General features: G+C 72.7%; 20 protein-coding genes. 7 read left to right on the forward strand and 13 right to left on the reverse strand.

Annotation, left to right across the window (positions count from 1 at the left end; translation table 11 throughout):
* Positions 1-387 precede the first annotated feature (387 nt).
* Positions 388-1,377, reverse strand: a complete 990-nt coding sequence (locus tag ACWCPY_RS28470) for a GlxA family transcriptional regulator (RefSeq protein WP_451269665.1) — start codon at positions 1,375-1,377, stop codon at positions 388-390.
* A 74-nt stretch (positions 1,378-1,451) separates the two neighbouring features.
* Between ACWCPY_RS28470 and ACWCPY_RS28475 the strand changes: the two genes are divergently transcribed.
* The gene (locus ACWCPY_RS28475) at positions 1,452-2,036 is read left to right on the forward strand and encodes a cysteine hydrolase family protein (RefSeq protein ID WP_451269666.1); all 585 of its coding nucleotides are present in this window, start codon (positions 1,452-1,454) and stop codon (positions 2,034-2,036) included.
* Position 2,037: 1 nt separating this feature from the next.
* Here ACWCPY_RS28475 and proC read toward each other — a convergent pair whose 3' ends face one another.
* The 6 genes from proC to ACWCPY_RS28505 all read right to left on the reverse strand — a co-directional run bounded on the left by proC (position 2,038) and on the right by ACWCPY_RS28505 (position 6,339).
* A complete protein-coding gene (gene proC, locus ACWCPY_RS28480) occupies positions 2,038-2,847 on the reverse strand; it encodes a pyrroline-5-carboxylate reductase (RefSeq protein WP_451269668.1) in 810 nt (269 codons plus the stop codon).
* A 74-nt stretch (positions 2,848-2,921) separates the two neighbouring features.
* Positions 2,922-3,692 carry an ABC transporter permease gene (locus tag ACWCPY_RS28485; RefSeq protein ID WP_451269670.1) on the reverse strand — a complete coding sequence of 257 codons (771 nt, stop codon included), beginning with the start codon at positions 3,690-3,692 and terminating at the stop codon, positions 2,922-2,924.
* Positions 3,689-4,456, reverse strand: a complete 768-nt coding sequence (locus ACWCPY_RS28490) for an ABC transporter ATP-binding protein (RefSeq protein WP_451269672.1) — start codon at positions 4,454-4,456, stop codon at positions 3,689-3,691. Before ACWCPY_RS28490 ends, ACWCPY_RS28485 begins: the two co-directional genes overlap by 4 nt.
* Before the next feature lie 32 nt (positions 4,457-4,488).
* On the reverse strand, positions 4,489-5,283 hold the full coding sequence (locus tag ACWCPY_RS28495; RefSeq protein ID WP_451269674.1) for a class I SAM-dependent methyltransferase: 795 nt from the start codon (positions 5,281-5,283) through the stop codon (positions 4,489-4,491).
* A 95-nt stretch (positions 5,284-5,378) separates the two neighbouring features.
* Complete coding sequence (locus ACWCPY_RS28500; RefSeq protein ID WP_451269676.1) at positions 5,379-5,918, reverse strand: hypothetical protein; 540 nt, start codon at positions 5,916-5,918, stop codon at positions 5,379-5,381.
* A gap of 79 nt (positions 5,919-5,997) precedes the next feature.
* On the reverse strand, positions 5,998-6,339 hold the full coding sequence (locus ACWCPY_RS28505) for an SH3 domain-containing protein (RefSeq protein ID WP_451269678.1): 342 nt from the start codon (positions 6,337-6,339) through the stop codon (positions 5,998-6,000).
* Between the two features lie 132 nt (positions 6,340-6,471).
* Between ACWCPY_RS28505 and ACWCPY_RS28510 the strand changes: the two genes are divergently transcribed.
* Positions 6,472-8,658, forward strand: coding sequence for a protein kinase domain-containing protein (locus ACWCPY_RS28510; protein ID WP_451269807.1), 2,187 nt, complete (start codon positions 6,472-6,474; stop codon positions 8,656-8,658).
* 97 nt (positions 8,659-8,755) lie between these two features.
* On the opposite strand, the gene ilvD is transcribed toward ACWCPY_RS28510, so the two are convergent.
* From ilvD to ACWCPY_RS28530, 4 genes are all read right to left on the reverse strand, one after another.
* Complete coding sequence (ilvD, locus tag ACWCPY_RS28515; protein ID WP_451269680.1) at positions 8,756-10,606, reverse strand: dihydroxy-acid dehydratase; 1,851 nt, start codon at positions 10,604-10,606, stop codon at positions 8,756-8,758.
* Positions 10,607-10,730: 124 nt separating this feature from the next.
* Complete coding sequence (locus ACWCPY_RS28520) at positions 10,731-11,420, reverse strand: TetR/AcrR family transcriptional regulator (RefSeq protein WP_451269682.1); 690 nt, start codon at positions 11,418-11,420, stop codon at positions 10,731-10,733.
* Complete coding sequence (locus ACWCPY_RS28525; protein ID WP_451269809.1) at positions 11,417-12,232, reverse strand: sugar phosphate isomerase/epimerase family protein; 816 nt, start codon at positions 12,230-12,232, stop codon at positions 11,417-11,419. The genes ACWCPY_RS28520 and ACWCPY_RS28525 overlap by 4 nt, the downstream gene beginning before the upstream one ends.
* A 119-nt stretch (positions 12,233-12,351) precedes the next feature.
* Positions 12,352-13,299, reverse strand: a complete 948-nt coding sequence (locus tag ACWCPY_RS28530) for a Ppx/GppA phosphatase family protein (RefSeq protein ID WP_451269684.1) — start codon at positions 13,297-13,299, stop codon at positions 12,352-12,354.
* Positions 13,300-13,339: 40 nt separating this feature from the next.
* Between ACWCPY_RS28530 and ACWCPY_RS28535 the strand changes: the two genes are divergently transcribed.
* On the forward strand, positions 13,340-14,191 hold the full coding sequence (locus tag ACWCPY_RS28535) for a hypothetical protein (RefSeq protein WP_451269686.1): 852 nt from the start codon (positions 13,340-13,342) through the stop codon (positions 14,189-14,191).
* 31 nt (positions 14,192-14,222) lie between these two features.
* On the opposite strand, the gene ACWCPY_RS28540 is transcribed toward ACWCPY_RS28535, so the two are convergent.
* Positions 14,223-16,082, reverse strand: a complete 1,860-nt coding sequence (locus tag ACWCPY_RS28540; RefSeq protein WP_451269688.1) for a BACON domain-containing protein — start codon at positions 16,080-16,082, stop codon at positions 14,223-14,225.
* Between the two features lie 241 nt (positions 16,083-16,323).
* Between ACWCPY_RS28540 and radA the strand changes: the two genes are divergently transcribed.
* Positions 16,324-17,736, forward strand: coding sequence for a DNA repair protein RadA (gene radA, locus ACWCPY_RS28545; protein ID WP_362451007.1), 1,413 nt, complete (start codon positions 16,324-16,326; stop codon positions 17,734-17,736).
* An 80-nt stretch (positions 17,737-17,816) separates the two neighbouring features.
* Entirely contained in the window at positions 17,817-18,941 is a 1,125-nt protein-coding gene (gene disA, locus ACWCPY_RS28550; protein ID WP_329820424.1) for a DNA integrity scanning diadenylate cyclase DisA, read from the forward strand.
* Between the two features lie 99 nt (positions 18,942-19,040).
* On the opposite strand, the gene ACWCPY_RS28555 is transcribed toward disA, so the two are convergent.
* Positions 19,041-19,847, reverse strand: coding sequence for a hypothetical protein (locus ACWCPY_RS28555; protein WP_451269690.1), 807 nt, complete (start codon positions 19,845-19,847; stop codon positions 19,041-19,043).
* A gap of 172 nt (positions 19,848-20,019) precedes the next feature.
* Here ACWCPY_RS28555 and ACWCPY_RS28560 point away from each other — a divergent pair, with 172 nt between their 5' ends.
* Entirely contained in the window at positions 20,020-20,667 is a 648-nt protein-coding gene (locus tag ACWCPY_RS28560) for a phosphatase PAP2 family protein (protein WP_451269692.1), read from the forward strand.
* A gap of 155 nt (positions 20,668-20,822) precedes the next feature.
* Positions 20,823-21,725 carry an A/G-specific adenine glycosylase gene (locus ACWCPY_RS28565; RefSeq protein ID WP_451269694.1) on the forward strand — a complete coding sequence of 301 codons (903 nt, stop codon included), beginning with the start codon at positions 20,823-20,825 and terminating at the stop codon, positions 21,723-21,725.
* Positions 21,726-21,740 lie beyond the last annotated feature (15 nt).

The raw sequence follows: 21,740 nt of genomic DNA on the forward strand, positions 1-21,740 counted from the left end.
CGTGTCCGATTCCCGGTCGAAGCGGGCCCCCTGCGGAGCAGGAGAATTCTTACTGCGCTTTCCAGTTCTTCGCTTTCGCGTTTCCCTTTCCGGCGAGTCCGACTCTATCAGATCCTTTCGGGCCTGATTCCCAGTCAGCGGGGTTTGTCTTCCCGGCCGTTGGGCCGTTCCGACGAGTGAGACTTTAGCGGAATCCCGGGCCCCGACGCTAATCGGGGTCGCGCTCCTTCGAACGCGGATTCCTCATTTCGCAAATACACACAGGTGGTCCGGCGACAGATGTCACTGATCAGATGTGGTTACTGCGGAATGGCTGTCCGGGGACCGACCGGAGTCGGCGCTCACGTCGGACAACTCGGAGCACATTACGGATCCGGGCAGGGCGTGTCAACCTCGGGCCTGGGCCGGGCCCTGGTGGAAGGCCAGGCGGTAGTCGCGGGGGCTGGTGGAGAGGTGGGTGGCGAAGTGCTGGCGCATGGTGACCTCGCTGCCGAAGCCGGTGCGGCGGGCCACCTCGGGGAGGGGGAGGTCGGTGCGCTCCAGGAGCTTCTGGGCTGCGGCGATGCGTTGGTTGATCAGCCAGCGCAGCGGGGTCGTACCGGTGGTGGCCTGGAAGTGGCGGGCGAAGGAGCGGGGGGACATTCCGGCGCGGGCGGCGAGGCCGGCGACCGTGTGGGGTTCGGCCAGATGGGCCAGCGCGTGGGCGCGTACCGCGGCGAGGGTGTCCGCGTCGCGGTCGGCGCGGGGGGTGGGGTGCTCGATGAACTGGGCCTGGGTGCCGGTGCGGAACGGGGCGGTGACCATCGAGCGGGCGATCGTCGCCGCGGTCTCGGCTCCATGGGTGGTGCGTACGAGGTGGAGGCAGAGGTCGATGCCGGCCGCGGTGCCCGCTGACGTCCAGATGTTGTCGTCGTGGAGGAAGAGGGCGTCCTGGGTGACCTTCACCTTGGGGTGGCGGGTGCTCAGGAGGTCGGTGAGGTTCCAGTGGGTGACTGCCCGGCGGCCGTCCAGCAGGCCGGCCTGGGCGAGCGTGAAGGCACCGCCGCACAGGGAGGCGATCGGGGTGGCTCGGGCGTGGGCACGGCGGAGGGCTTCGAGGACGGGTGCGGGGGCCGGGGTCACGTAGTCGTCGAGGCCGGGGACGACGATCAGGTCGGCGCGGGCGAGCCAGGCGAGGGTGCGGTCGGGGGTGAGGGAGAGGCCGCCGCGCAGGGCGATGGGGGTCGGTCCGGCGGCGGTGCGGCGCAGGTCGAAGGGCGGGACGCCGCGGCCGGTGCGGTCGACGCCCCAGACCTCGGTGATGACCGAGACGTCGAAGGCGCGGACGCCGGGGAAGCAGACGAGCGCGATGCGGGTGGGATCGGAGGTGGTCGCCATCGTGGCAGTAAAGCATCGATCGATGGCTTTTTGACCTCTGGGACGTGGGGGCGCCGGGCGGCAGGATCTTTCGCATGGAGATCGCAGAGAACGCAGCGCTGATCGTGATTGACGTACAGAACGGCTTCGAGGAGGAGGCGTACTGGGGGCCGCGGAACAACCCGGAGGCGGACCGGAACATCGCGGGGCTGATCGATGCCTGGCAGGCGGGCGGGCGGCCGGTGGTGTTCGTACGGCACGACTCGCCCAAGCCCGGTTCGCCGTTGCGGACGGGGCAGTCGGGGAACGACTTCAAGGGGTACGTGGAGGAGCGGCGCGGGAAGGGCAGTGGGCCCGAGCTGCTGCTGACGAAGAGCGTGAACTCCGCCTTCTACGGGACGCCCGACCTCGGGGAGTGGCTGGAGCGGAGCGGGATCCGGCAGTTCGTGGTGGCCGGGATCCAGACCAACATGTGCGTCGAGACGACGGCGCGGATGGGCGGGAACCTCGGGTACGAGGTGTTCGTCGCGCTGGATGCGACGCACACCTTCGACCTGACCGGGCCGTGGGGGTGGAAGCAGAGCGCGGACGAGCTGGCGCGGGCCACCGCCGTGTCGTTGCACGGCGGTGGGTTCGCGAAGGTGGTCGGCAGCGCCGAGCTGATCGCTGCCGCGGAGTAGGTCAGCCGTTGCCGGAGGCGAGTTCGCGGCTGCGGTCGCGGGCGGCTTCGAGAGCGGCGATGAGGGCGGCTCGTACGCCGTGGTTCTCCAGCTCGCGGATGGCGCTGATGGTGGTGCCGGCCGGGCTGGTGACGGCCTCGCGCAGTTTGACGGGGTGTTCGCCGCTGTCGCGGAGCATCACGGCGGCGCCGATGGCGGCCTGGACGATCAGGTCGTGGGCCTGGGCGCGGGGCAGGCCGAGCAGGATGCCGGCGTCGGTCATCGCCTCGACGAGGAAGTAGAAGTACGCGGGGCCCGAGCCGGACAGGGCGGTTGCCGCGTCCTGCTGGGACTCGGGGACCCGGAGGGTCTTGCCGACGCCGCCGAAGATCGCCTCGGCGGCGGCGAGGTGGTCGGTGGTGGCGTGACTGCCGGCCGAGATGACGGACATGCCCTCGTCGACGAGGACGGGGGTGTTCGGCATGACCCGTACGACCGGGGTGTTCGTGGCGAGGCGGTCCTCGATGGAGGCGGTCGTGATGCCCGCGGCCGCGCTGATGACCAGGTGGTCGGGGGTGACGTGCCGGCCGAGCTCGTCGAGGAGCCGACCCATGTCCTGGGGCTTGACCGCGAGGATGAGGATGTCGGCGCGCCGGGCGGCCTCGGCGTTGCTGACGGAGTCGACGCCGTAGCGGTTGCGGAGTTCCTCGGCGCGCTCGGAGCGGCGGGTGGTGACCAGCAGGTTGGCCGGGCGCCAGCCCGCCCGGATCATGCCGCTGAGCAGGGCCTCGCCGATCTTGCCGGTGCCGAGGACTGCGACTGTCTGGGTCATGTGGTTCACCCTCCGGGCGGTGCTGACGGTTCTCGGTGCTCGGTGCTCGTGTGCGCCATCCTCGCACCGGCCCGTCAGGCGGTGCGGCGGCGGAGGGTGGCGGCTCCGAGGGCCAGGACCAGGAGGGCGCAGCCCGCCACGATCAGGACGTCGCGGACGAAGTCGTCGGTGATGTCGGTGTGGTGCAGGACCTGGTTCATGCCGTCGACGGCGTACGACATGGGCAGCACGTTCGAGAGTGCTTCGAGGGCGGGGGCCATGTGGTCGCGGGCGACGAACAGTCCGCAGAGCAGGAGCTGCGGGAAGATCACGGCGGGCATGAACTGGACGGCCTGGAACTCGGATGCGGCGAAGGCGGAGACGAACAGGCCCAGCGCCGTGCCGAGCAGGGCGTCGAGCAGCGCGACCAGGAGCAGCAGCCACGGGGAGCCGATGACGTCCAGGCCCAGTGCCCAGACCGATACCGCGGTGGCCAGGAGGGACTGGACGATCGCCACGGCTCCGAACGCGAGGGCGTATCCGGCGATCAGGTCGCCCTTGCCGAGCGGCATCGCGAGGAGGCGTTCGAGCGTGCCCGAGGTGCGTTCGCGCAGGGTGGCGATCGAGGTCACCAGGAACATCGTGATCAGCGGGAAGATGCCGAGGAGCGAGGCGCCGATGGCGTCGAAGACGCGGGGGCTGCCGTCGAACACGTACCGCAGCAGGGTGATCAGTACGACCGGGACCAGGAGCAGCAGAGCGACGGTGCGGGCGTCGTGGCCGAGCTGGCGCAGGACCCGGGCTGCGGTGGAGAGGGTGCGGGCCGGGCTCAGGAATGCGGGTGCCGGGGACGGGTGCGGGCTCATCGGGAGGGCTCCTGACGGGTGGCGGCCTGGTCGACCAGGTGGAGGAAGGCCTGTTCGACGGTGTCCGCGCGGGCGGCGGAGCGCAGCGCCCCGGGGGTGCCGTCGGCGAGGATCTCGCCCTCGCGCATGAGGAGCAGGCGGTGGCAGCGCTCGGCCTCGTCCATGACGTGGGAGGAGACGAGGAGCGTGGTGCCGCGGTCGGCGGCGAGGCGGTGGAAGAGGTTCCACAGGTCGCGGCGGAGCACGGGGTCCAGGCCGACGGTGGGTTCGTCGAGGACCAGGAGTTCCGGGGTGCCGAGCAGGGCCACGGCGAGGGAGGTGCGGGCGAGCTCGCCGCCGGAGAGGGCTCCGGCGAGGGCATCGGCCCGGCCGGTCAGGTCGACCTCGGTGATGGCGCGGGTGACGGCGTCCCGGCGGGCGTCGCGCTGCCGGCGGCCCGGCCGGAGGATCGCCGCGAAGTAGTCGAGGTTCTGCCGGACGGTCAGGTCGGTGTAGACGGACGGGTCCTGGGTGACGTACCCGATGCGCGGCCGGAGGGTGGGGTGGCCCGCGGGGTTGCCGAGCACGTCGAGGGTGCCGGTGACCTTGGCCTGGGTGCCCACGACGGCACGCATCAGGGTGGATTTGCCGCAGCCCGAGGGGCCCAGGAGGCCGGTGATCCTGCCGGGTTCGACGGTGAAGTCGAGGCCGTGCAGGACGGTGCGGTCGCCTCGTACGACCGTGAGGCCATGGGCCTCGACGGCGGCACCCCTGGAATTCATCATGCGATGAATATTGATCCCGGGGTGTCCGCCCGTCAAGAGGCGTGGCCGGGGCTCACCGCCACGTTCAGGTCGACCGTGTAGCGCTCCTCGACCGTGCCGTGCGGGAAGAGTTCCGCGAGCCGGTCGCGCTCCTCGGCGAGGAAGCGTCGTGTGCCTTCCTCGCCGAGGACGAGGAAGGCGGAGTGGCTGCCGAGGTTGGCGAGGTGGGTGTCGACGGACACCCGTCGGGTCCAGTCCACCTGGCGGTGCGTGAAGCCGAGCCCGGACGGCAGGTCGCGGGGGCGGACGGGCGAGCCGTGGGCGGAGTCGCCGGTGCCGAAGAAGCGGCGGAGCCGGGCGTCCTGCTCGGCGATCCAGGGGACGGAGTGGTCGGCGACGTTCCACCAGAGGGCGAGTGCGCCGCCGGGACGCAGGACGCGCAGCGCCTCGGGGGCGGCGAGCGCCGGGTCCGTCCAGTGCCAGGCCTGGGCGTACGTGATCAGGTCGGCCGATGCGGTGGCGAGGGGGAGGTGGTTGCCGTCGCCGCGTACGACGGGCAGGTGCGGGAGCGAGCGGTGGAGTTCCGCCGCCATGCCGGCTCCCGGTTCCACGGCGACGACCCGGGCGCCGCGCTCGTGGAGGAGGCGGGTGGCGATGCCCGTGCCGGCGCCGACATCGACGGCGCGGGCGCCTCGGAGGGGGCGGCGGGCCAGTTCCTCGACGGCGTCGAGGAGTGCGGGCGGGTAACCGGGGCGGGCCGCGGCGTACTGGGCGGCGGCGTGGTCGAAGGAGAGCGCGCGGGGCGCGGGGGCGGGTGCGTCGGGACCGGTGGAATCGGCGGGAGGCATGGGCTCATCGTGGCGCGTGCGCCGGGGCCCGCGCCGGTGATTCCGCCCTGCGCGTGCGCGCGCCGGTGTGCGCGTGGCTCCCGCCCGGGGCCGTCCTACTTGCGCTTGGGGCGCTTGCCCTTGGTGTTCTTGCGGGCCGCCGGGTTCCCGGTGCGGGCCGAGCGGCGCTTCTCGTAGCGGGCCAGGGCCGTCTCGTACTCCGTGCGGTGCAGCTGCTCGCCCGGTGCTTCCCGGAACGTACGGAGGAAGTACGCGATCAGCGAGCCGACGAAGCCGATCGTCTTGAGGCCGCGCAGATTGGCCTCGCGCGCCGGATCGGTGGGGCGTCGGCTGAACCCCTCCCAGGTCTTGCGGAAGGCGATGGCGCTGCAGATGGCGAACATCAGGACGACCAGGATGCCGACGAAGGTGCCGACATCGGCGATCTGCAGCCCCTGGTAGGCGAAGCGGAGCACGAAGCAGGCGGCGACCGCGGCGGCCAGGGAGCCGACCGCGGCCCCGGCCCGGCGCAGCCCGTAGCCCCCGCTGTGGTCGACCCAGGTCGTACCGAAGAAGCGCAGGGGCTCGGGCCGCGGGCCGGGCGTGGTGGAACCGGGCGTGGCACCGGCGCCGGGGGCTTCGCTGTTCTCGCTCACGAAGTCGATTATCCCCGGGCGGTCGCGGGTCCGGACGCGCCGGTAGCGATCCTCTTCACGATCCCGGCCGCAGTCCCGGTCAGTCGCAGCGCGGCGCGATGTAGCCGTCGCTGCCCGTGTGGACGTAGGCGTCCGACACGAACTGGCCGTTGGCGATGTTGTCCCAGAGGTTGGAGGTGCCGTACGGGCCGGTGACCCGCTCCCCCGGCTTCTGGCAGTAGACCGGGACCTTCATTCCGTACGGCAGTGTCCTGACGATCCCGTACTTGGTGCCCGGTCCCGTGCGGACGTTGACGCGGTAGCCGGGCGCGATCGGGTACCGGGTGACGTCGTCGGTCCCGGCGAGCGTCTCCACGCCCTCGGTGACGTCGATCGCGTCGGCCGCGGCGGTCGCGCCGTCGGTGTGCTCGTCCATGGCCATGAGGCCCTCCCCCGTCGAGAGATGGTGTGTACGACGTGTACGACGCGCAGGCTACAAGCCCCATCCGGATCGCACGCACCATCGACTAGGCTCCGTGCGTCGCGCTTGCGGACGAACACACGGGGGTGGGCGATGCCGCCGCTGCGAGGTACCGGAGCCAATCCGGAAGCGGAGCATCCGGAGTACGCCGGGCAGTACCGTCTTGAGGCACGTCTCGGCGCGGGCGGCATGGGCGTCGTGCACCTGGCGCGCTCCGCCTCCGGGCTGCAGCTCGCGGTCAAGGTGGTGCACCAGCAGTACGCCTCGGACCCCGAGTTCAGGGCGCGTTTCCGGCAGGAGGTCGGGGCGGCCCGGCGGGTCAGCGGCGCCTTCACCGCATCGGTCGTCGACGCCGACCCCGATGCCGGACGGCCGTGGATGGCCACCCTGTACGTACCCGGCCCCACGCTCGCCGACCAGGTGAAGCGGAACGGGCCGATGTCCCCCGCCGCACTGCGCAGGCTGACGGCGGGGCTGGCCGAGGCGCTGCGCGACATCCACCGCGCCGGGGTGATCCACCGGGACCTCAAGCCGAGCAACGTGCTGCTCTCCGACTCCGGGCCCAAGGTCATCGACTTCGGGATCTCCCGGCCGTACGACAGCGATCTGCGCACCGAGACCGGCAAGCTGATCGGCTCGCCGCCGTACATGGCGCCCGAGCAGTTCCAGCGGCCGCGCGAGGTCGGGCCCGCCGCCGATGTGTTCGCCCTGGGGGCCGTGCTGGTCCACGCGGCGACCGGCCGGGGGCCCTTCGACTCGGACAGCCCGTACATCGTGGCCTACCAGGTGGTGCACGACGAGGCCGATCTGGCGGGCGTGCCCTCGGACCTGGCTCCGCTGATCGGGCAGTGCCTCACGAAGGACCCGGCCGGGCGGCCCACCCCGGACGAGATCATGACGACGCTGCGCCCGCCGTCGTACGACGCCGCCGCGTTCATACCGTCGCAGCGGCGGCCGGTCAGCGGCTCGGCGGCCGTCGCGGAAACCGGGGCCGACGCCTCTTCCGACGCGGACACACACGTGGGCGCGGCGGCGCGGGGCCGGAAGGCGGCCCCGGGCGGCGGCAAGCGGCGGTGGCTGGCGGCCACCGCGGCGGCGCTGGTCATGGGGGCCGGCGGGGTGTGGGCCGTCGGCACGGGAGGCGGGGCCGGCGAGTCGGGCGGTACGGGCGGGGCGAAGGGTCCGGTGGAGGAGTTCGCCCCGTGGCGGACGGCCTTGCGGACCACCGGCAAGGCGACACCGGTCTGTTCCCCGGCGGACGGCGCCGGGCAGCAGGCGTCCGGCCTGGCCGCGGGTCTGTACTGCGCGGCGGACGGCATCGGTGTCACCCGGCTGGATCCCTCGGACGGCCGGGTGCTGTGGTCCCGGCACGCAGCGAAGGACAGCCCCTCGGTCGGCGTGGTGTCGGTCTCCGGCGGTCTGGTGCACACGGCGGTGCCGGGCGGGAAGCTCCGGGCGTACGACCCCGCCAGGGGCGAGCAGGTCTGGGAAGCGGACCTCTCCCCGTATCTGGGCACCCCCTTCGACGCGGGTGACGCGCTGCTGCTGGTCGCCGAGGACGGGACCACCGAGGCGCTCGACTCCGCGACCGGTGTCTCCCTGTGGCGGCATTCGCTCGCCGGGCACCGGCGCCCGGACTACGCGCTGTACGACGCCGGCTCCGGGCTGGCCTACGCGTTCGAGCACTCCGCCTACGGGTCCACCACCCTGGTCACGGCCGTCCGCGCCACGACGGGGCGCACGGCGTGGCAGCGGCGGCTGGACGGGATGCTGACTCCGGTGGGGACCTCGGGCGGTGCGCTCGTCATGACGGCCATGAACGGGGACACCCAGACCGTCGGGCTGGTCCGCTACGAGCCGAAGGAGCGGAACGTCGTACGGATGACGCTGCCGTTCCGGATGAACGAACCGGAGGTCGTGCTGGGCGGGGACACGGCCTATCTGCTGGCGCACGGCGGGAGGCTGGTCGCCGTCGACACCCGCCCGGCCGAGGGCGGCGAAACGGTCCGCTGGCAGCTGGAGACCGCCGCCGGGCGTACCTCCGCCCCCGTCCTCGGCGCCGGGAACCGGCTGTACTTCTCGGCGGCGGACGGGCGGCTGATGGCCGTGGACACCGCGCACGGGAAGCTGCTGGGGCAGACGGGCCCGCGGCTGCGGAACGGGAGGCTCACGTACTCCTCGGCGCTGCCCGCGCCCGTGGCCGCCGGCCGGACCGTCTTCGGGACCGCGCCCGACGGTTCGGTGTTCGCCGTGGACGGACAGGACCCCGCCCGCTGGTGAGAGCGGGCGGGGTCCTCGTCGGCCGGCGGACCGGTCGGCCCGGCCTGTGCATGTCCCGGCTCGGCTCCGACGTGCAGCGGCCCGGCCCGGACGCGTCTCAGCCCAGCTTGGACACGTCGCGCACCGCGCCCCGGTCCGCGCTCGTCGCCATCGCCGCGTAGGCGCGCAGCGCCGCCGAGACCTTGCGCTCGCGGTCCTTCGGGGCGTAGACGCCGTTCAGCGCCTCTCGGCGGGTGGCCAGTTCGGCCTCGGGGACGAGGAGCTCGATCGAACGGTTCGGGATGTCGATCCTGATCCGGTCGCCGTCCTCGACCAGCGCGATCGCGCCGCCCGACGCGGCCTCCGGCGACGCGTGGCCGATGGACAGGCCCGACGTACCGCCGGAGAAGCGGCCGTCGGTCACCAGGGCGCAGCTCTTGCCGAGGCCCCGGCCCTTGAGGAAGGAGGTCGGGTAGAGCATCTCCTGCATGCCGGGACCGCCGCGCGGGCCCTCGTAACGGATGACGACGACGTCGCCCTCCTTGATCTCCTTGCGGAGGATCTTGTCGACGGCCTCCTCCTGCGACTCGCAGACGACCGCGGGGCCCTCGAAGGTCCAGATCGACTCGTCGACGCCCGCCGTCTTCACGACACAGCCGTCCACGGCGAGGTTCCCCTTGAGGACCGCGAGGCCGCCGTCCTTGGAGTAGGCGTGCGCCAGGTCGCGGATGCAGCCGCCCGCCGCGTCCAGGTCGAGGGTGTCCCAGCGCTCGGACTGCGAGAAGGCGGTGGCGGAACGGACGCAGCCGGGAGCCGCGTGCCACAGTTCGACGGCCTCCGGGGACGGGGAGCCGCCGCGGACGTCCCAGTTCTTCAGCCACTCGGCGAGGGAGTCGGAGTGGACCGAGTGCACATCCTCGTCGAGCAGGCCGCCGCGGTGCAGCTCGCCGAGGATGGCCGGGATGCCGCCGGCCCGGTGGACGTCCTCCATGTAGTACGTGCCGCCGGGGGCCACGTTGGGCGCGACCTTCGAGAGGCAGGGGACGCGGCGCGAGACCTCGTTGATGTCGTCGAGGTCGTACGCCAGCTCGGCCTCCTGGGCGGCGGCCAGCAGGTGCAGGATCGTGTTGGTGGAGCCGCCCATCGCGATGTCGAGCGCCATGGCGTTGTCGAACGCGGCGCGGGTGCCGATGGAGCGGGGCAGGACCGACGCGTCGTCCTGCTCGTAGTAGCGCCGGGTGATCTCGACGACCGTGCGGCCGGCCTCCTCGTACAGCGCCTTGCGGGCGGTGTGCGTGGCGAGGACGGAGCCGTTGCCGGGGAGGGAGAGGCCGAGGACCTCGGTCAGGCAGTTCATCGAGTTGGCGGTGAACATGCCGGAACAGCTGCCGCAGGTGGGGCAGGCGTTCTCCTCGATGCGGAGGATGTCCTCGTCCGAGATGTTCTCGTCGACGGCGTCGCTGATCGCGTTGATCAGGTCGAGCTTGCGGACCGTGCCGTCGACGAGGGTGGCCCTGCCGGCCTCCATCGGGCCGCCGGAGACGAAGACCGTCGGGATGTTGAGGCGCATCGCGGCCATCAGCATGCCGGGGGTGATCTTGTCGCAGTTGGAGATGCAGATCAGCGCGTCGGCGCAGTGCGCCTCGACCATGTACTCGACGGAGTCGGCGATCAGGTCGCGGGACGGGAGGCTGTAGAGCATCCCGGCGTGGCCCATCGCGATGCCGTCGTCGACGGCGATGGTGTTGAACTCGCGGGGCACGGCGCCCGCGGCCTTGATGGCGTCGGAGACGATCCGGCCGACCGGGGCCAGGTGGGTGTGGCCGGGGACGAACTCGGTGAAGGAGTTGGCGACCGCGATGATCGGCTTGCCGATGTCCTCGCTCGCTACGCCCGAGGCCCGCATGAGGGCGCGGGCGCCCGCCATGTTGCGGCCGTGAGTGACAGTGCGGGACCTCAGCTGGGGCATCGTCTCTCGCTCCTTCGACGTTAAAGACTGCCTCCGAGCGTACGCCTCCGGCTCCAAGATCTGGACACAGTGTCCGAAATGCGGGATGAATTGCTCGGTGGGTGGGCGGGGTGCCGGTGAGGCCTCAGGATTCCGTGAGGTAGCGCTGAAGTGTCGGTGCGACCATCTCGATGATCTTCTCGGGGTCGGCCGAAGCCAGCGGTTCCGCCCGGATCACATAGCGGAGCATCGCGATCCCGAGCATGTGCGAAGCCGCCAGTTCCGCGCGGAACGTGGCGTCCGGTACGTCGAGTGCCTCCGCGACGCGCTCCAGGAGCCGGCGCAGGACGAAGCCCCTGAGGACCTTCGCCGCCGCCTCGTGCGTCAGGGCGGACCGCATGACCGCGAGCAGAGGTGCCCTGGACGCCGGGTTCTCCCATACGCCGATGAAGTAGCGGGCCAGCCGCTCCCCCAGGCCGTCCGTGCCGTCGCCGAGGACGGCCGGGATCACCAGGGCCGGCTCGAAGGAGAGCTCGATCGCGGCCGCGAAGACCTCGTCCTTCGTGCCGAAGTAGTGGTGGACCAGGGCGGAGTCGACGCCCGCCGCCCTGGCGATGCCCCGGACCGAGGTCTTGTCGTAGCCGCGCTCCGCGAATTCGGTGCGGGCCGCCTCCAGGATGCGGGTGCGCGCGTCGGGGCCGGTGGGGGCGGCGGTACGGGAGGGGCGGCCGCGGCGCTTGGGGCCGACGGAGCCCGTGGGGTCGCGGGGGTCTGCGGGATCTGATGGACCCGTGGGACCTGCGGGATCGCCGGGGCCCGTGGGGTCGTCCGTCATGGGCGGGGTGCCCGGGTCGGGGACGACGCCAGGTGGAGCCGGGTGAAGGCCAGCGCCTCCGCCAGGTCGGCCTCGCGTTCGGCGGTCGACATGGCACGGCGGGTGTTGACCTCGATGACGACATGGCCGTCGAAGCCGGTGCGGGCCAGGTGCTCCAGCAGTTCGGCACAGGGCTGGTCGCCGCGGCCGGGCACCAGGTGCTCGTCCTTGTTGGAGCCCTTGCCGTCGGCGAGGTGGATGTGGGCGAGCCGGTCGCCCATCCGCCCGACCATCGCCATGCCGTCGGTGCGGGCCGTCGCGGTGTGCGAGAGGTCCACGGTGAAATGGCGGTAGTCGTCGTGGGTGACGTCCCAGTCGGGGGCGTACGCGAGCATCTCGCGGTCCCGGTAGCGCCAGGGGTACATGTTCTCGACGGCGAACCGCACATCGGTCTCGTCCGCCATGCGCCAGATCCCGGTGACGAAGTCGCGGGCGTAATTGCGCTGCCAACGGAACGGCGGGTGGACGACCACGGTCGTCGCCCCGAGCTTCTCCGCCGCGGCGCGGGCCCGCTGGAGCTTCACCCACGGATCGGTGGACCAGACCCGCTGCGTGATCAGCAGACAGGGCGCGTGGACGGCCAGGATCGGCACCCGGTGGTAGTCGGAGAGCCGGCGCAGTGCCTCGATGTCCTGGCTGACGGGGTCGGTCCACACCATGACCTCGACGCCGTCGTAGCCGAGGCGCGCGGCGATCTCGAAGGCCGTCGCCGTCGACTCCGGGTAGACCGAAGCCGTCGACAGGGCGACCTTCGCATCCGGGATGCGCACCACTGGTTCTGCCACTGGGACAGCGTACGGGCAGTGGTACGCCGCACCGAGGGGTCCCGGCCGAAAGTGAGCAGGGCCATGACGGGCCGCCGGCCGCCCGGTGGCGCTCCGCGGTCCCGCGCTCAGCCCAGCGAGGCCCGCTCCGCCGGCAGGTGGTCCAGGCGGCGCAGGATGACGCCCTCGCGCAGCGCCCAGGGGCAGATCTCCAGCTCGTCGACCCCGAACAGGTCCATCGCCCCCTCCGCGACCAGCGCCCCGGCGAGCAGCTGCTGGGCCCGGCCCTCGGAGACGCCGGGCAGACCGCCGCGCTGCTCGGTGGTCATCGTCGCCAGCTTCGGCACCCACTCCTCCAGCGCCTTGCGGGTGAGGCCGCGCTGCACGTAGAGGCCGTCGGTGGAGCGCGCGGCGCCCGCGATCCTGGCGAGCTGCTTGAAGGTCTTGGACGTGGCCACGACGTGGTCCGGGCGCCCGAGACGGGTGAACTCGCCGACGCTGCGGGCGATCCTCGCCCGGACATGGCGGCGCAGCGCCTTCACCTCCGCCGGGTCCGGCGGGTCGCCCGGCAGCCAGCCTGCGGTGAGCCGGCCCGCCCCGAGCGGCAGCGACACCGCGGCGTCCGGCTCCTCGTCCATCCCGTACGCGATCTCCAGCGAGCCGCCCCCGATGTCCAGGACCAGCAGCCGCCCCGCCGACCAGCCGAACCAGCGGCGGGCGGCGAGGAAGGTGAGCCGGGCCTCCTCCGCGCCGCTCAGGACGGCGAGGTCGATGCCCGTCTCGTCCCGCACCCGGGCCAGCACCTGATCGGCGTTGCTCGCCTCCCGCACCGCGGACGTGGCGAACGGCAGGACGTCCTCGCACCCCTTGTCCTCGGCGGCCTGGAGCGCGACGGTGATCGTCGCCACGAGCCGGTCCACACCGTCGGGGCCGATCGCCCCGTCCTCGTCGAGCAGTTCGGCCAGGCGCAGCTCCGCCTTGTGCGAATGCGCGGGCAGCGGGCGCGCTCCGGGGTGCGCGTCCACCACCAGCAGGTGCACCGTGTTCGAACCGACGTCGAGGACTCCGAGTCTCATGGCAGGAACGCTACCGGGACCTCAGCCTTACTCTTGGCGCGTGCCAAAGACGAAAAAGGCGAAGCCGGGCAAAAACACGAAGAAGCAGAGAACGAAGCAGGAGATGCAGCAACAGGAAGTGAACGGACCGGACCGGTCCGAAGACGAGACGGGGATCGACTTCGCGCGCGCCTGGGTCGAGTTCCCGGACCCCGCGGACGACGAGCAGATCTTCCGCTGCGACCTGACCTGGCTGACCTCCAGGTGGACCTGCATCTTCGGCAGCGGCTGCCAGGGCATCCAGGCGGGCCGCGCGGACGACGGGTGCTGCACCCTGGGCGCGCATTTCTCGGACGAGGACGACGAGAAGCGGGTGGCGGACCATGTCGAGCGGCTGACCCCCGAGCTGTGGCAGTTCCACGATGTCGGCACCGGGACGGGCTGGGTCGAGGTCGACGACGACGGGGAACGCCAGACACGGCGCTGGAAGGGTTCGTGCATCTTCCAGAACCGGCCCGGATTCGCGGCGGGCGCGGGGTGCTCCCTGCACATCCTGGCGCTGCGGGAGGGCCGGGAGCCCCTGGAGACCAAGCCGGACGTCTGCTGGCAGCTGCCGATCCGGCGTACGTACGACTGGATCGACCGGCCCGACGACACACGGGTGCTCCAGGTGTCGATCGGCGAGTACGACCGCAGGGGCTGGGGCCCCGGCGGTCACGATCTGCACTGGTGGTGCACCTCGGCGACCTCGGCGCACGGGGCCGGGGAGCCCGTCTACGTCTCGTACCGGCCCGAGCTCACCGAGATGATGGGCAAGGAGGCGTACGAGCGGCTCGTCGAGCTCTGTGAGCAGCGGCTGTCCTCGCTGCTGCCGATGGCACCGCACCCCGCGGACCCGGTCGATCCGGCGTGACGGCACAGGGGTGAGCCCCGGCCGGCCCGCTTCAGCCCGCCGGCGTCGTGCCCGGCCCCGGGTCGGTGGGGGTCGTGGAGTCGGACGGGTCCGGTGACGGGTGGCCGGTCGGTCCGGGGTCCGTCGGCGTGGGCTCGCCCGGTGTCGGGCCGGTGGACGGTGTGGGGTCCGGCGAGGACGTGGCCGGCTCCGAAGGGCCGGGGGTGGCGGAGGGTTCCGCCGGGTGTCCCGGGCCGCCGGGCACGGGCGGCGTCGCCCCGTGCCCCCGGATCACCACCGCCGAACCCGACGGGGCGAGGGCGATGCGCGCGCTCCACGGGCCGGCCGGTCCCTGCCGGTGGTCCACCAGGACGTGGACGGTGACGCTCTCGCCCGCGGCGAGCGTGCCCGAGTAGCGGCTCAGCCCCACCCAGGACGCGTCCGAGCGGGCCGACCAGGCGACGGGCGCGCCGCCCGACGCGGTCAGCCGGATCAGGGTCGTGCCACCGGAGGAGCGGGCCTCGACGGTGAGCCCGCCGGCGCCGCCCCGGCCCGGTCCCGAGCTGATCACCTCCGCCGAGACGTCCGGGGCGCTGCCGTCCACGAAGCGGGCGCCGGGCTGGGGGCGGGCGTTGCCCGCGTTCTCGTAGTGACCGTCCGAGGTGCCGTCGGAGCCGTGCCGGGCATCGCTCTCGGTGGCGGTGACCGATGAGCCCCCGTGTCCCTCGCCGGTCGGCGACGCGCCGCGGTAGGCGGTCCACAGCGCGATCACCGGGGCGGCGACGACCGTCGCCACCACCGTCGTCGTGACGACCCTGGCCCGCAGCCGGTCGCGGCGCGCGGCGTGGTCCTTCGGGTCCATGGGGAAGCCCGCCCGGTCGAAGCGCGGGCCGCCGGAGCGGTTGCGCTGGGCGTGGACCATCGCGACGTACGCCGAGGGCCGGGGCGCCTCGACGACCGGCAGCGCGGCGGCCGGGGTGACCGCGGCACCGGGCCACGGGCCCTCGGCACCGGCCCGTTCGGCGGCCCGGCGGCAGCGGGGGCAGTCGTCGACGTGGCGGACGAGTTCGCGGCGCAGGGCGGCGGAGAGCAGGACGCGGTGCTCGCCGGTGAGCCGGGCGACGGTGGAGCAGTTGCCGGTCTCGACGACGGCGAGGGCGGCGCGGGTGCGTTCCACCTCGCAGGCCGCGGCGGCCAGGAGCTCCCGGGCGGCCGCGGGTTCGAGGCCCAGGACGGAGGCGACGGCGCGTGGGGGGAGACGGTGGCGCACGGCGAGTTCGAGCGCTTCGCGCTGCTCGGGGGTGGTGCCGGCGGCCTCGGGCCAGGCGAGCTGGGCGAGTTCACGGCGGTGCGCCTCGGCGGCGGCCTCGGTCTCGGGGGCACGGGCGGGGCCCGTGGGGGCACCGCCAGGCGTGGACGCGGCGGTGGCGGGGGCCTTCGCGGCGACGGCCGGGGGCGTACGCCGCCCCGTGCGCGCCCCCTGGGTGGCCGCTGCACCCGGCTGCTTGCCCGGAGGCCCGCCCGCCCGCTTCGTCTCCTGCTTCACCGAGAGCCTCCGCGGCTGCTTCCCGGTCTTGTGCCGGTGCGCCTGGCGGCCCTGTTTCTGCTCGGCGAGCTTGCGCAGACACATCCATCTGGCCAGCGCGTACAGCCAGGATTTACGTTCCTCCTGGCCCGTCGGGCACCGGCCGCCCTGCCGTTCCGCGATCGCGAGGACACCGCCGAGCGCCTCGGTGGCGGCGTCGTGGTCGCAGAGCACGGAGAGGCAGTAGGTGAACAGGCCGTCGAGATGGGGTTCGTAACGGGCGGGCGGCCGACGCGGCGAAGAGTGCGTCGGGAGACGGGGCGCACTGCTCCGCGCCCGGTGTGCGCCGGTGGTGTGCGTGGGGGGCTCCAGACCGCTGCTCGTCACCTTGCGACCGTAGGCAGCAGAGGGCACACATTTAGCGCCTCTTCAGCACTTTTAATCCTTACGGGTGAACGTATCCCTCAAAAGGGGACAGGAATTCTCTATTCCTCCGCAAGCACCCACCATTTCGCCCCGCGAGCACCCACCGTTCCGCCGGGTGCGCAGCAAACCTCGGAGGATGCGCGCCCAACGCCGCCGGACCGGGCCCGGCGGCGTTGTCGTACCCCACCTATACGGTTGCGTCATGGCTGCCCGTACGAAAACCGCGAAGGACCGGCCGTCCTACCGCTGCACCGAGTGCGGCTGGACGACCGCCAAGTGGCTCGGCCGCTGCCCCGAATGCCAGGCGTGGGGGACGGTCGAGGAGTTCGGCGGCGCCCCCGCCGTGCGGACCACCGCGGCCGGCCGGGTCAGTGCCGCCGCGCTCCCCATCGGCCAGGTCGACAGCCGGCAGGCCACCGCCCGGTCGACCGGCGTCGGTGAGCTGGACCGGGTGCTCGGCGGCGGTCTCGTCCCGGGCGCGGTCGTGCTCCTCGCGGGCGAGCCGGGCGTCGGCAAGTCGACGCTGCTGCTGGACGTCGCCGCCAAGGCGGCGAGCGACGACCACCGCACGCTCTACGTCACCGCCGAGGAGTCCGCGAGCCAGGTGCGGCTGCGCGCCGACCGGATCAGGGCGATCAACGACCACCTCTACCTCGCCGCCGAGACCGACCTGTCCGCGGTCCTCGGCCATCTGGACGCCGTCAAGCCCTCGCTCCTCATCCTCGACTCCGTGCAGACCGTCGCCTCGCCCGAGATCGACGGGGCGCCGGGCGGCATGGCACAGGTCCGGGAGGTCGCCGGGGCCCTCATCCGGGCCTCCAAGGAGCGCGGCATGTCCACGCTCCTGGTCGGCCATGTCACCAAGGAGGGGGCGATCGCCGGGCCGCGGCTGCTGGAGCACCTCGTCGACGTGGTGCTGTCCTTCGAGGGCGACCGCCACGCCCGCCTGCGGCTCGTACGGGGCGTCAAGAACAGATACGGCGCGACCGACGAGGTCGGCTGCTTCGAACTGCACGACGAGGGCATCACCGGCCTCGCCGACCCCTCCGGCCTCTTCCTCACCCGGCGCGACGAGCCCGTTCCCGGCACCTGCCTGACCGTCACCCTGGAGGGCAAGCGGCCGCTCGTCGCCGAAGTCCAGGCGCTGACGGTCGATTCCCAGATCCCTTCGCCCCGGCGCACCACCTCCGGCCTGGAGACGTCCCGGGTGTCGATGATGCTCGCGGTCCTGGAGCAGCGCGGCCGGATCAGCTCGCTGGGCAAGCGGGACATCTACAGCGCGACGGTCGGCGGCGTGAAGCTCTCCGAGCCGGCCGCGGACCTCGCGGTCGCGCTGGCCCTGGCCAGTGCCGCGAGCGACACCCCCCTGCCCAAGAACCTGGTGGCGATCGGCGAGGTGGGCCTCGCGGGCGAGGTCAGAAGGGTCACGGGGGTCCAGCGCAGGCTGGCCGAGGCGCACCGCCTGGGCTTCACGCACGCGCTGGTCCCGACCGACCCGGGCAAGGTCCCGGCCGGTATGAAGGTCACAGAAGTCGCCAACATGGGCGATGCGCTGAGAGTCCTCCCGCGCCGGTCTCGCGCACAGGCCCCCCAGGAGGAGAGCGCACGCCGGTAGACTTTGCCCTGGTCTCGCCCGTCCGTACGAACGGTACGAGGGACGTAAGGGCACCGCAAACCTGTGACCGGAGGAGTGCAGTGGCAGCCAACGACCGGGCAGCATCGCCCGGAAAGTCCGGCCAAGGCACCGGTAATGAGGCGCTCATGCGCGCCTCGCTGAGCGCCGTGGCGCCCGGAATGGCGCTGCGGGACGGCCTGGAGCGCATCCTCCGCGGCAACACCGGCGGGCTCATCGTGCTCGGCATGGACAAGACCGTCGAGTCGATGTGCACCGGCGGATTCGTGCTGGACGTGGAGTTCACCGCGACGCGCCTGCGCGAGCTGGCCAAGCTCGACGGCGCACTGATCCTCGACAAGGACATGACCAAGATCCTGCGCGCCGGCGTACAGCTGGTGCCGGACGCCTCCATCCCCACCGAGGAGACCGGCACCCGCCACCGCACGGCGGACCGGGTCTCCAAGCAGTGCAATTTCCCGGTCGTCTCGGTCTCGCAGTCGATGCGCCTGATCGCGCTCTACGTGGACGGGGAGCGCCGGGTCCTGGAGGAGTCCGCCGCGATCCTCTCCCGCGCCAATCAGGCCCTCGCCACCCTGGAGCGGTACAAGCTCCGGCTCGACGAGGTCGCGGGCACGCTCTCCGCGCTGGAGATCGAGGACCTGGTGACGGTCCGGGACGTCACGGCCGTCGCCCAGCGGCTGGAGATGGTCCGGCGGATCGCGACCGAGATCGCGGAGTACGTGGTCGAGCTCGGCACCGACGGACGGCTTCTCTCGCTCCAGCTCGACGAGTTGATCGCGGGCGTCGAGCCGGAGCGCGAGCTGGTCGTGCGCGACTATGTGCCGGAGCCGACCGCGAAGCGGTCCCGTACGGTCGGCGAGGCGCTGACCGAGCTCGACGCGCTCTCCCACACCGAGCTGCTCGAACTCCCGGTCGTGGCGCGGGCCCTGGGCTACAGCGGCTCGCCCGAGACGCTCGACTCGGCGGTCTCGCCGCGCGGCTTCCGGCTGCTGGCGAAGGTGCCGCGGCTGCCCGGGGCGATCATCGACCGGCTGGTGGAGCACTTCGGCGGTCTGCAGAAGCTGCTCGCCGCCAGCGTGGACGACCTCCAGACGGTGGACGGCGTCGGCGAGGCGCGCGCCCGCAGCGTGCGCGAGGGCCTGTCACGGCTGGCCGAGTCGTCGATCCTCGAACGGTACGTGTAGAGCCGGTACGAGCAGCATGACCGGGGCCCGGGAGACCGGGCCCCGTCGCATGTCCCGGGCCCGCCCCGACGCCCGCTGCCCGGACCCGCGCCCGCGCGCTCAGTCCTTCGCGAGGACGAACGAGGCGCGCTGCACCGGCTCGCCCGGCGCCTTCGCCTCGACCAGATACGTTCCGGGCCCCGCCGTCCCCGCGGGCGGCGTCGCGCACTGCGGGGAGCTCTTCTTCCGGTCCCACTCCACGGTGTGCACGACGGTCTCGCCCGCCGGGACCTTCAGCAGCAGGCCGGCCGCGTCGCGCGGGCAGTCCTTGGAGGACCACACCTGGTTGTCGTCACCGCCGGCCTCGGTGATGGTGAGCACCGCGCTCTTCGGCCCGAGGTCGGCCTTGCAGGCGGTGGCCGAGGTGTTCTTGACGACCAGCTTGAACTTCGGCTTCTCGCCGGGGCTGTAGCTGAGCTCGGTGCTCAGGTTCAGGCGCAGTGCCGCGGGGGTGCAGTCGGGGAGCGGGGAGGAGGCCGGGACCTGCTGGCCGGCCGTCCAGCCGCTGCCGTTCGCGCCACCGGCTCCGGTGCCCGCTCCGCCGTCGGCGTCCGTACCGCCGTCGCCCGCTCCGCCGTCGGAGCCCGCGCCCGTGCCGTCGCCGTCCCCGCCCGAGTCGCCCGACTCGTCGCGTCCGCCGGGCTGTTGGCTGATGGCCGGGCCCGAACCTCCGGGGCCCGGGGTGATCTCGCGTACGGGGCCGGACCCGGCGGGCCGGGAGTCGTCCTTGGTCTTCTTGTCCCCGCCCGAGGTGACGATCCATACGATCAGCAGCGCGAGCAGCGCGACGAGCGTCGCCGCTACGGCCCTCCGGCGCCAGTAGATGGTGGAGGGAAGCGGACCGATCGGATTACGCAAAGATCCCACGGCTCAAACTCTACGAGAGATCGGCGCCGACTCCCGCCCCACCCGCCGCTCCGGGCCACAAGTTTTACGGATCATCATCCCGGACGGCCCGTTCCGGCCCCGTATCGCCGCCGAGTTGACCTCCGGGCATCGCCCGGATGAACTCCCGGTTTCATTGACTACCCTCTGTCACATGGATAGTTCAGTTACGGCCCCGCTCTACCGGGACATCACCGACTTCGCACATGACATGCCGTCATGGGTGCAACATCTGGCCGAGATATGGACGGAGCTCGGGCTCCTGGTCTTCGGTGTCCTGTTCATCACCGGCTGGTGGCGGGCCCGGAGTCAGGACGACCGCGCCCTGGCGCTGGCGGTGCTCGCACCTGTCGCGACGGCCTTCGGCTATGTGGCCAGCGAGGTGCTCAAGTCGATGGTGAACGAGGAGCGCCCGTGCAGGTCGGTCGCCGGAGCGGCGGCCTCGCTGGTGACCTGCCCGCCGACCGGTGACTGGTCCTTCCCCAGCAACCACTCCGCGATCGCCGGCGCGGCGGCCGTCGCCCTGGCCATCGCCCGGCCCCGGCTGGCCTGGCTCACGGTGCCGCTGGCGCTGCTGATGGCCTTCTCCCGGGTCTTCGTCGGCGTGCACTATCCGCATGACGTGGCGGTCGGGCTGCTGCTCGGCGCCGCGGTCTCGGCCCTGGTGGTCGCCGTGCTGCGCCGCCCGGCACAGTCGCTCGCCCGAACCGTGCGCGGCAGCGGGGCGCCGGTGGCCGCCTGGGCCTCGGGGCCGGGCGCGCCCCCGGCCGGACGCTCCCACCGACGGGCCAAGCGGCACTGACGGCCCCCGGGAGCCGGGGGCCGGCCCCCTTGGGCCGGTTGCCGGACCGCCGGGGCGCGGACGGGTGGCATTATCACCCCAAGGGCCCTCAGCGGGGGCGACACCACCGTGCACGGAACCATCGTCTGCCCTTCCGTGCCAGGATCGACGGTGCGATGACTGCCATGACTGCGACACAGACGCCCCCCGCCTCCCTCCACTCTCCCGTCATCGGGTGGTTCGAACAGCACGCCCGCGATCTGCCCTGGCGCCGCCCCGAAGCGGGCGCCTGGGGTGTGATGGTGAGCGAGTTCATGCTGCAGCAGACCCCCGTGAGCCGGGTCCTTCCGGTGTACGAGCAGTGGCTCGCCCGCTGGCCCCGCCCCGCCGACCTGGCCGCCGAACCGCCCGGCGAGGCGGTCCGCGCCTGGGGCCGGCTCGGCTACCCCCGCCGGGCGCTCCGCCTGCACGGGGCCGCGCAGGCCATAACGGAACGGCACGGCGGCGACGTACCGAGCGAGCACGCCCAGCTGCTCGCCCTGCCCGGGATCGGCGAGTACACCGCGGCGGCCGTGGCCTCGTTCGCGTACGGGCAGCGGCATGCCGTGCTCGACACGAACGTCCGCCGGGTGTTCGCCCGCGCCGCGACCGGGATCCAGTACCCGCCGAACGCGACCACCGCCGCCGAACGCAAGCTGGCCCGCGCGCTGCTCCCCGAGGAGGACGAGCGGGCGGCCCGCTGGGCCGCCGCGACGATGGAGCTCGGAGCCCTCGTCTGCACCGCGAAGAACGAGGACTGCGACCGCTGCCCGATCGCCGGGCAGTGCGCCTGGCGGCTGGCCGGGAAGCCCGCCCACCAGGGGCCCCCGCGGCGCGGCCAGACCTATGCCGGTACCGACCGGCAGGTGCGCGGCCGGCTGCTCGCCGTGTTGCGCGAGGCGATGACACCGGTGCCGCAGTCGGCGCTGGACGCGGTGTGGGACGAGCCGGTGCAGCGCGCCCGTGCGCTGGACGGCCTGGTCGCCGACGGCCTGGTCGAACCGCTGGACGGCGGGCAGTACCGGCTGCCGCTGAGTTGAGCTCCGTACCGCCAC

It is taken from the genome of Streptomyces sp. NPDC002403, from assembly GCF_053593015.1.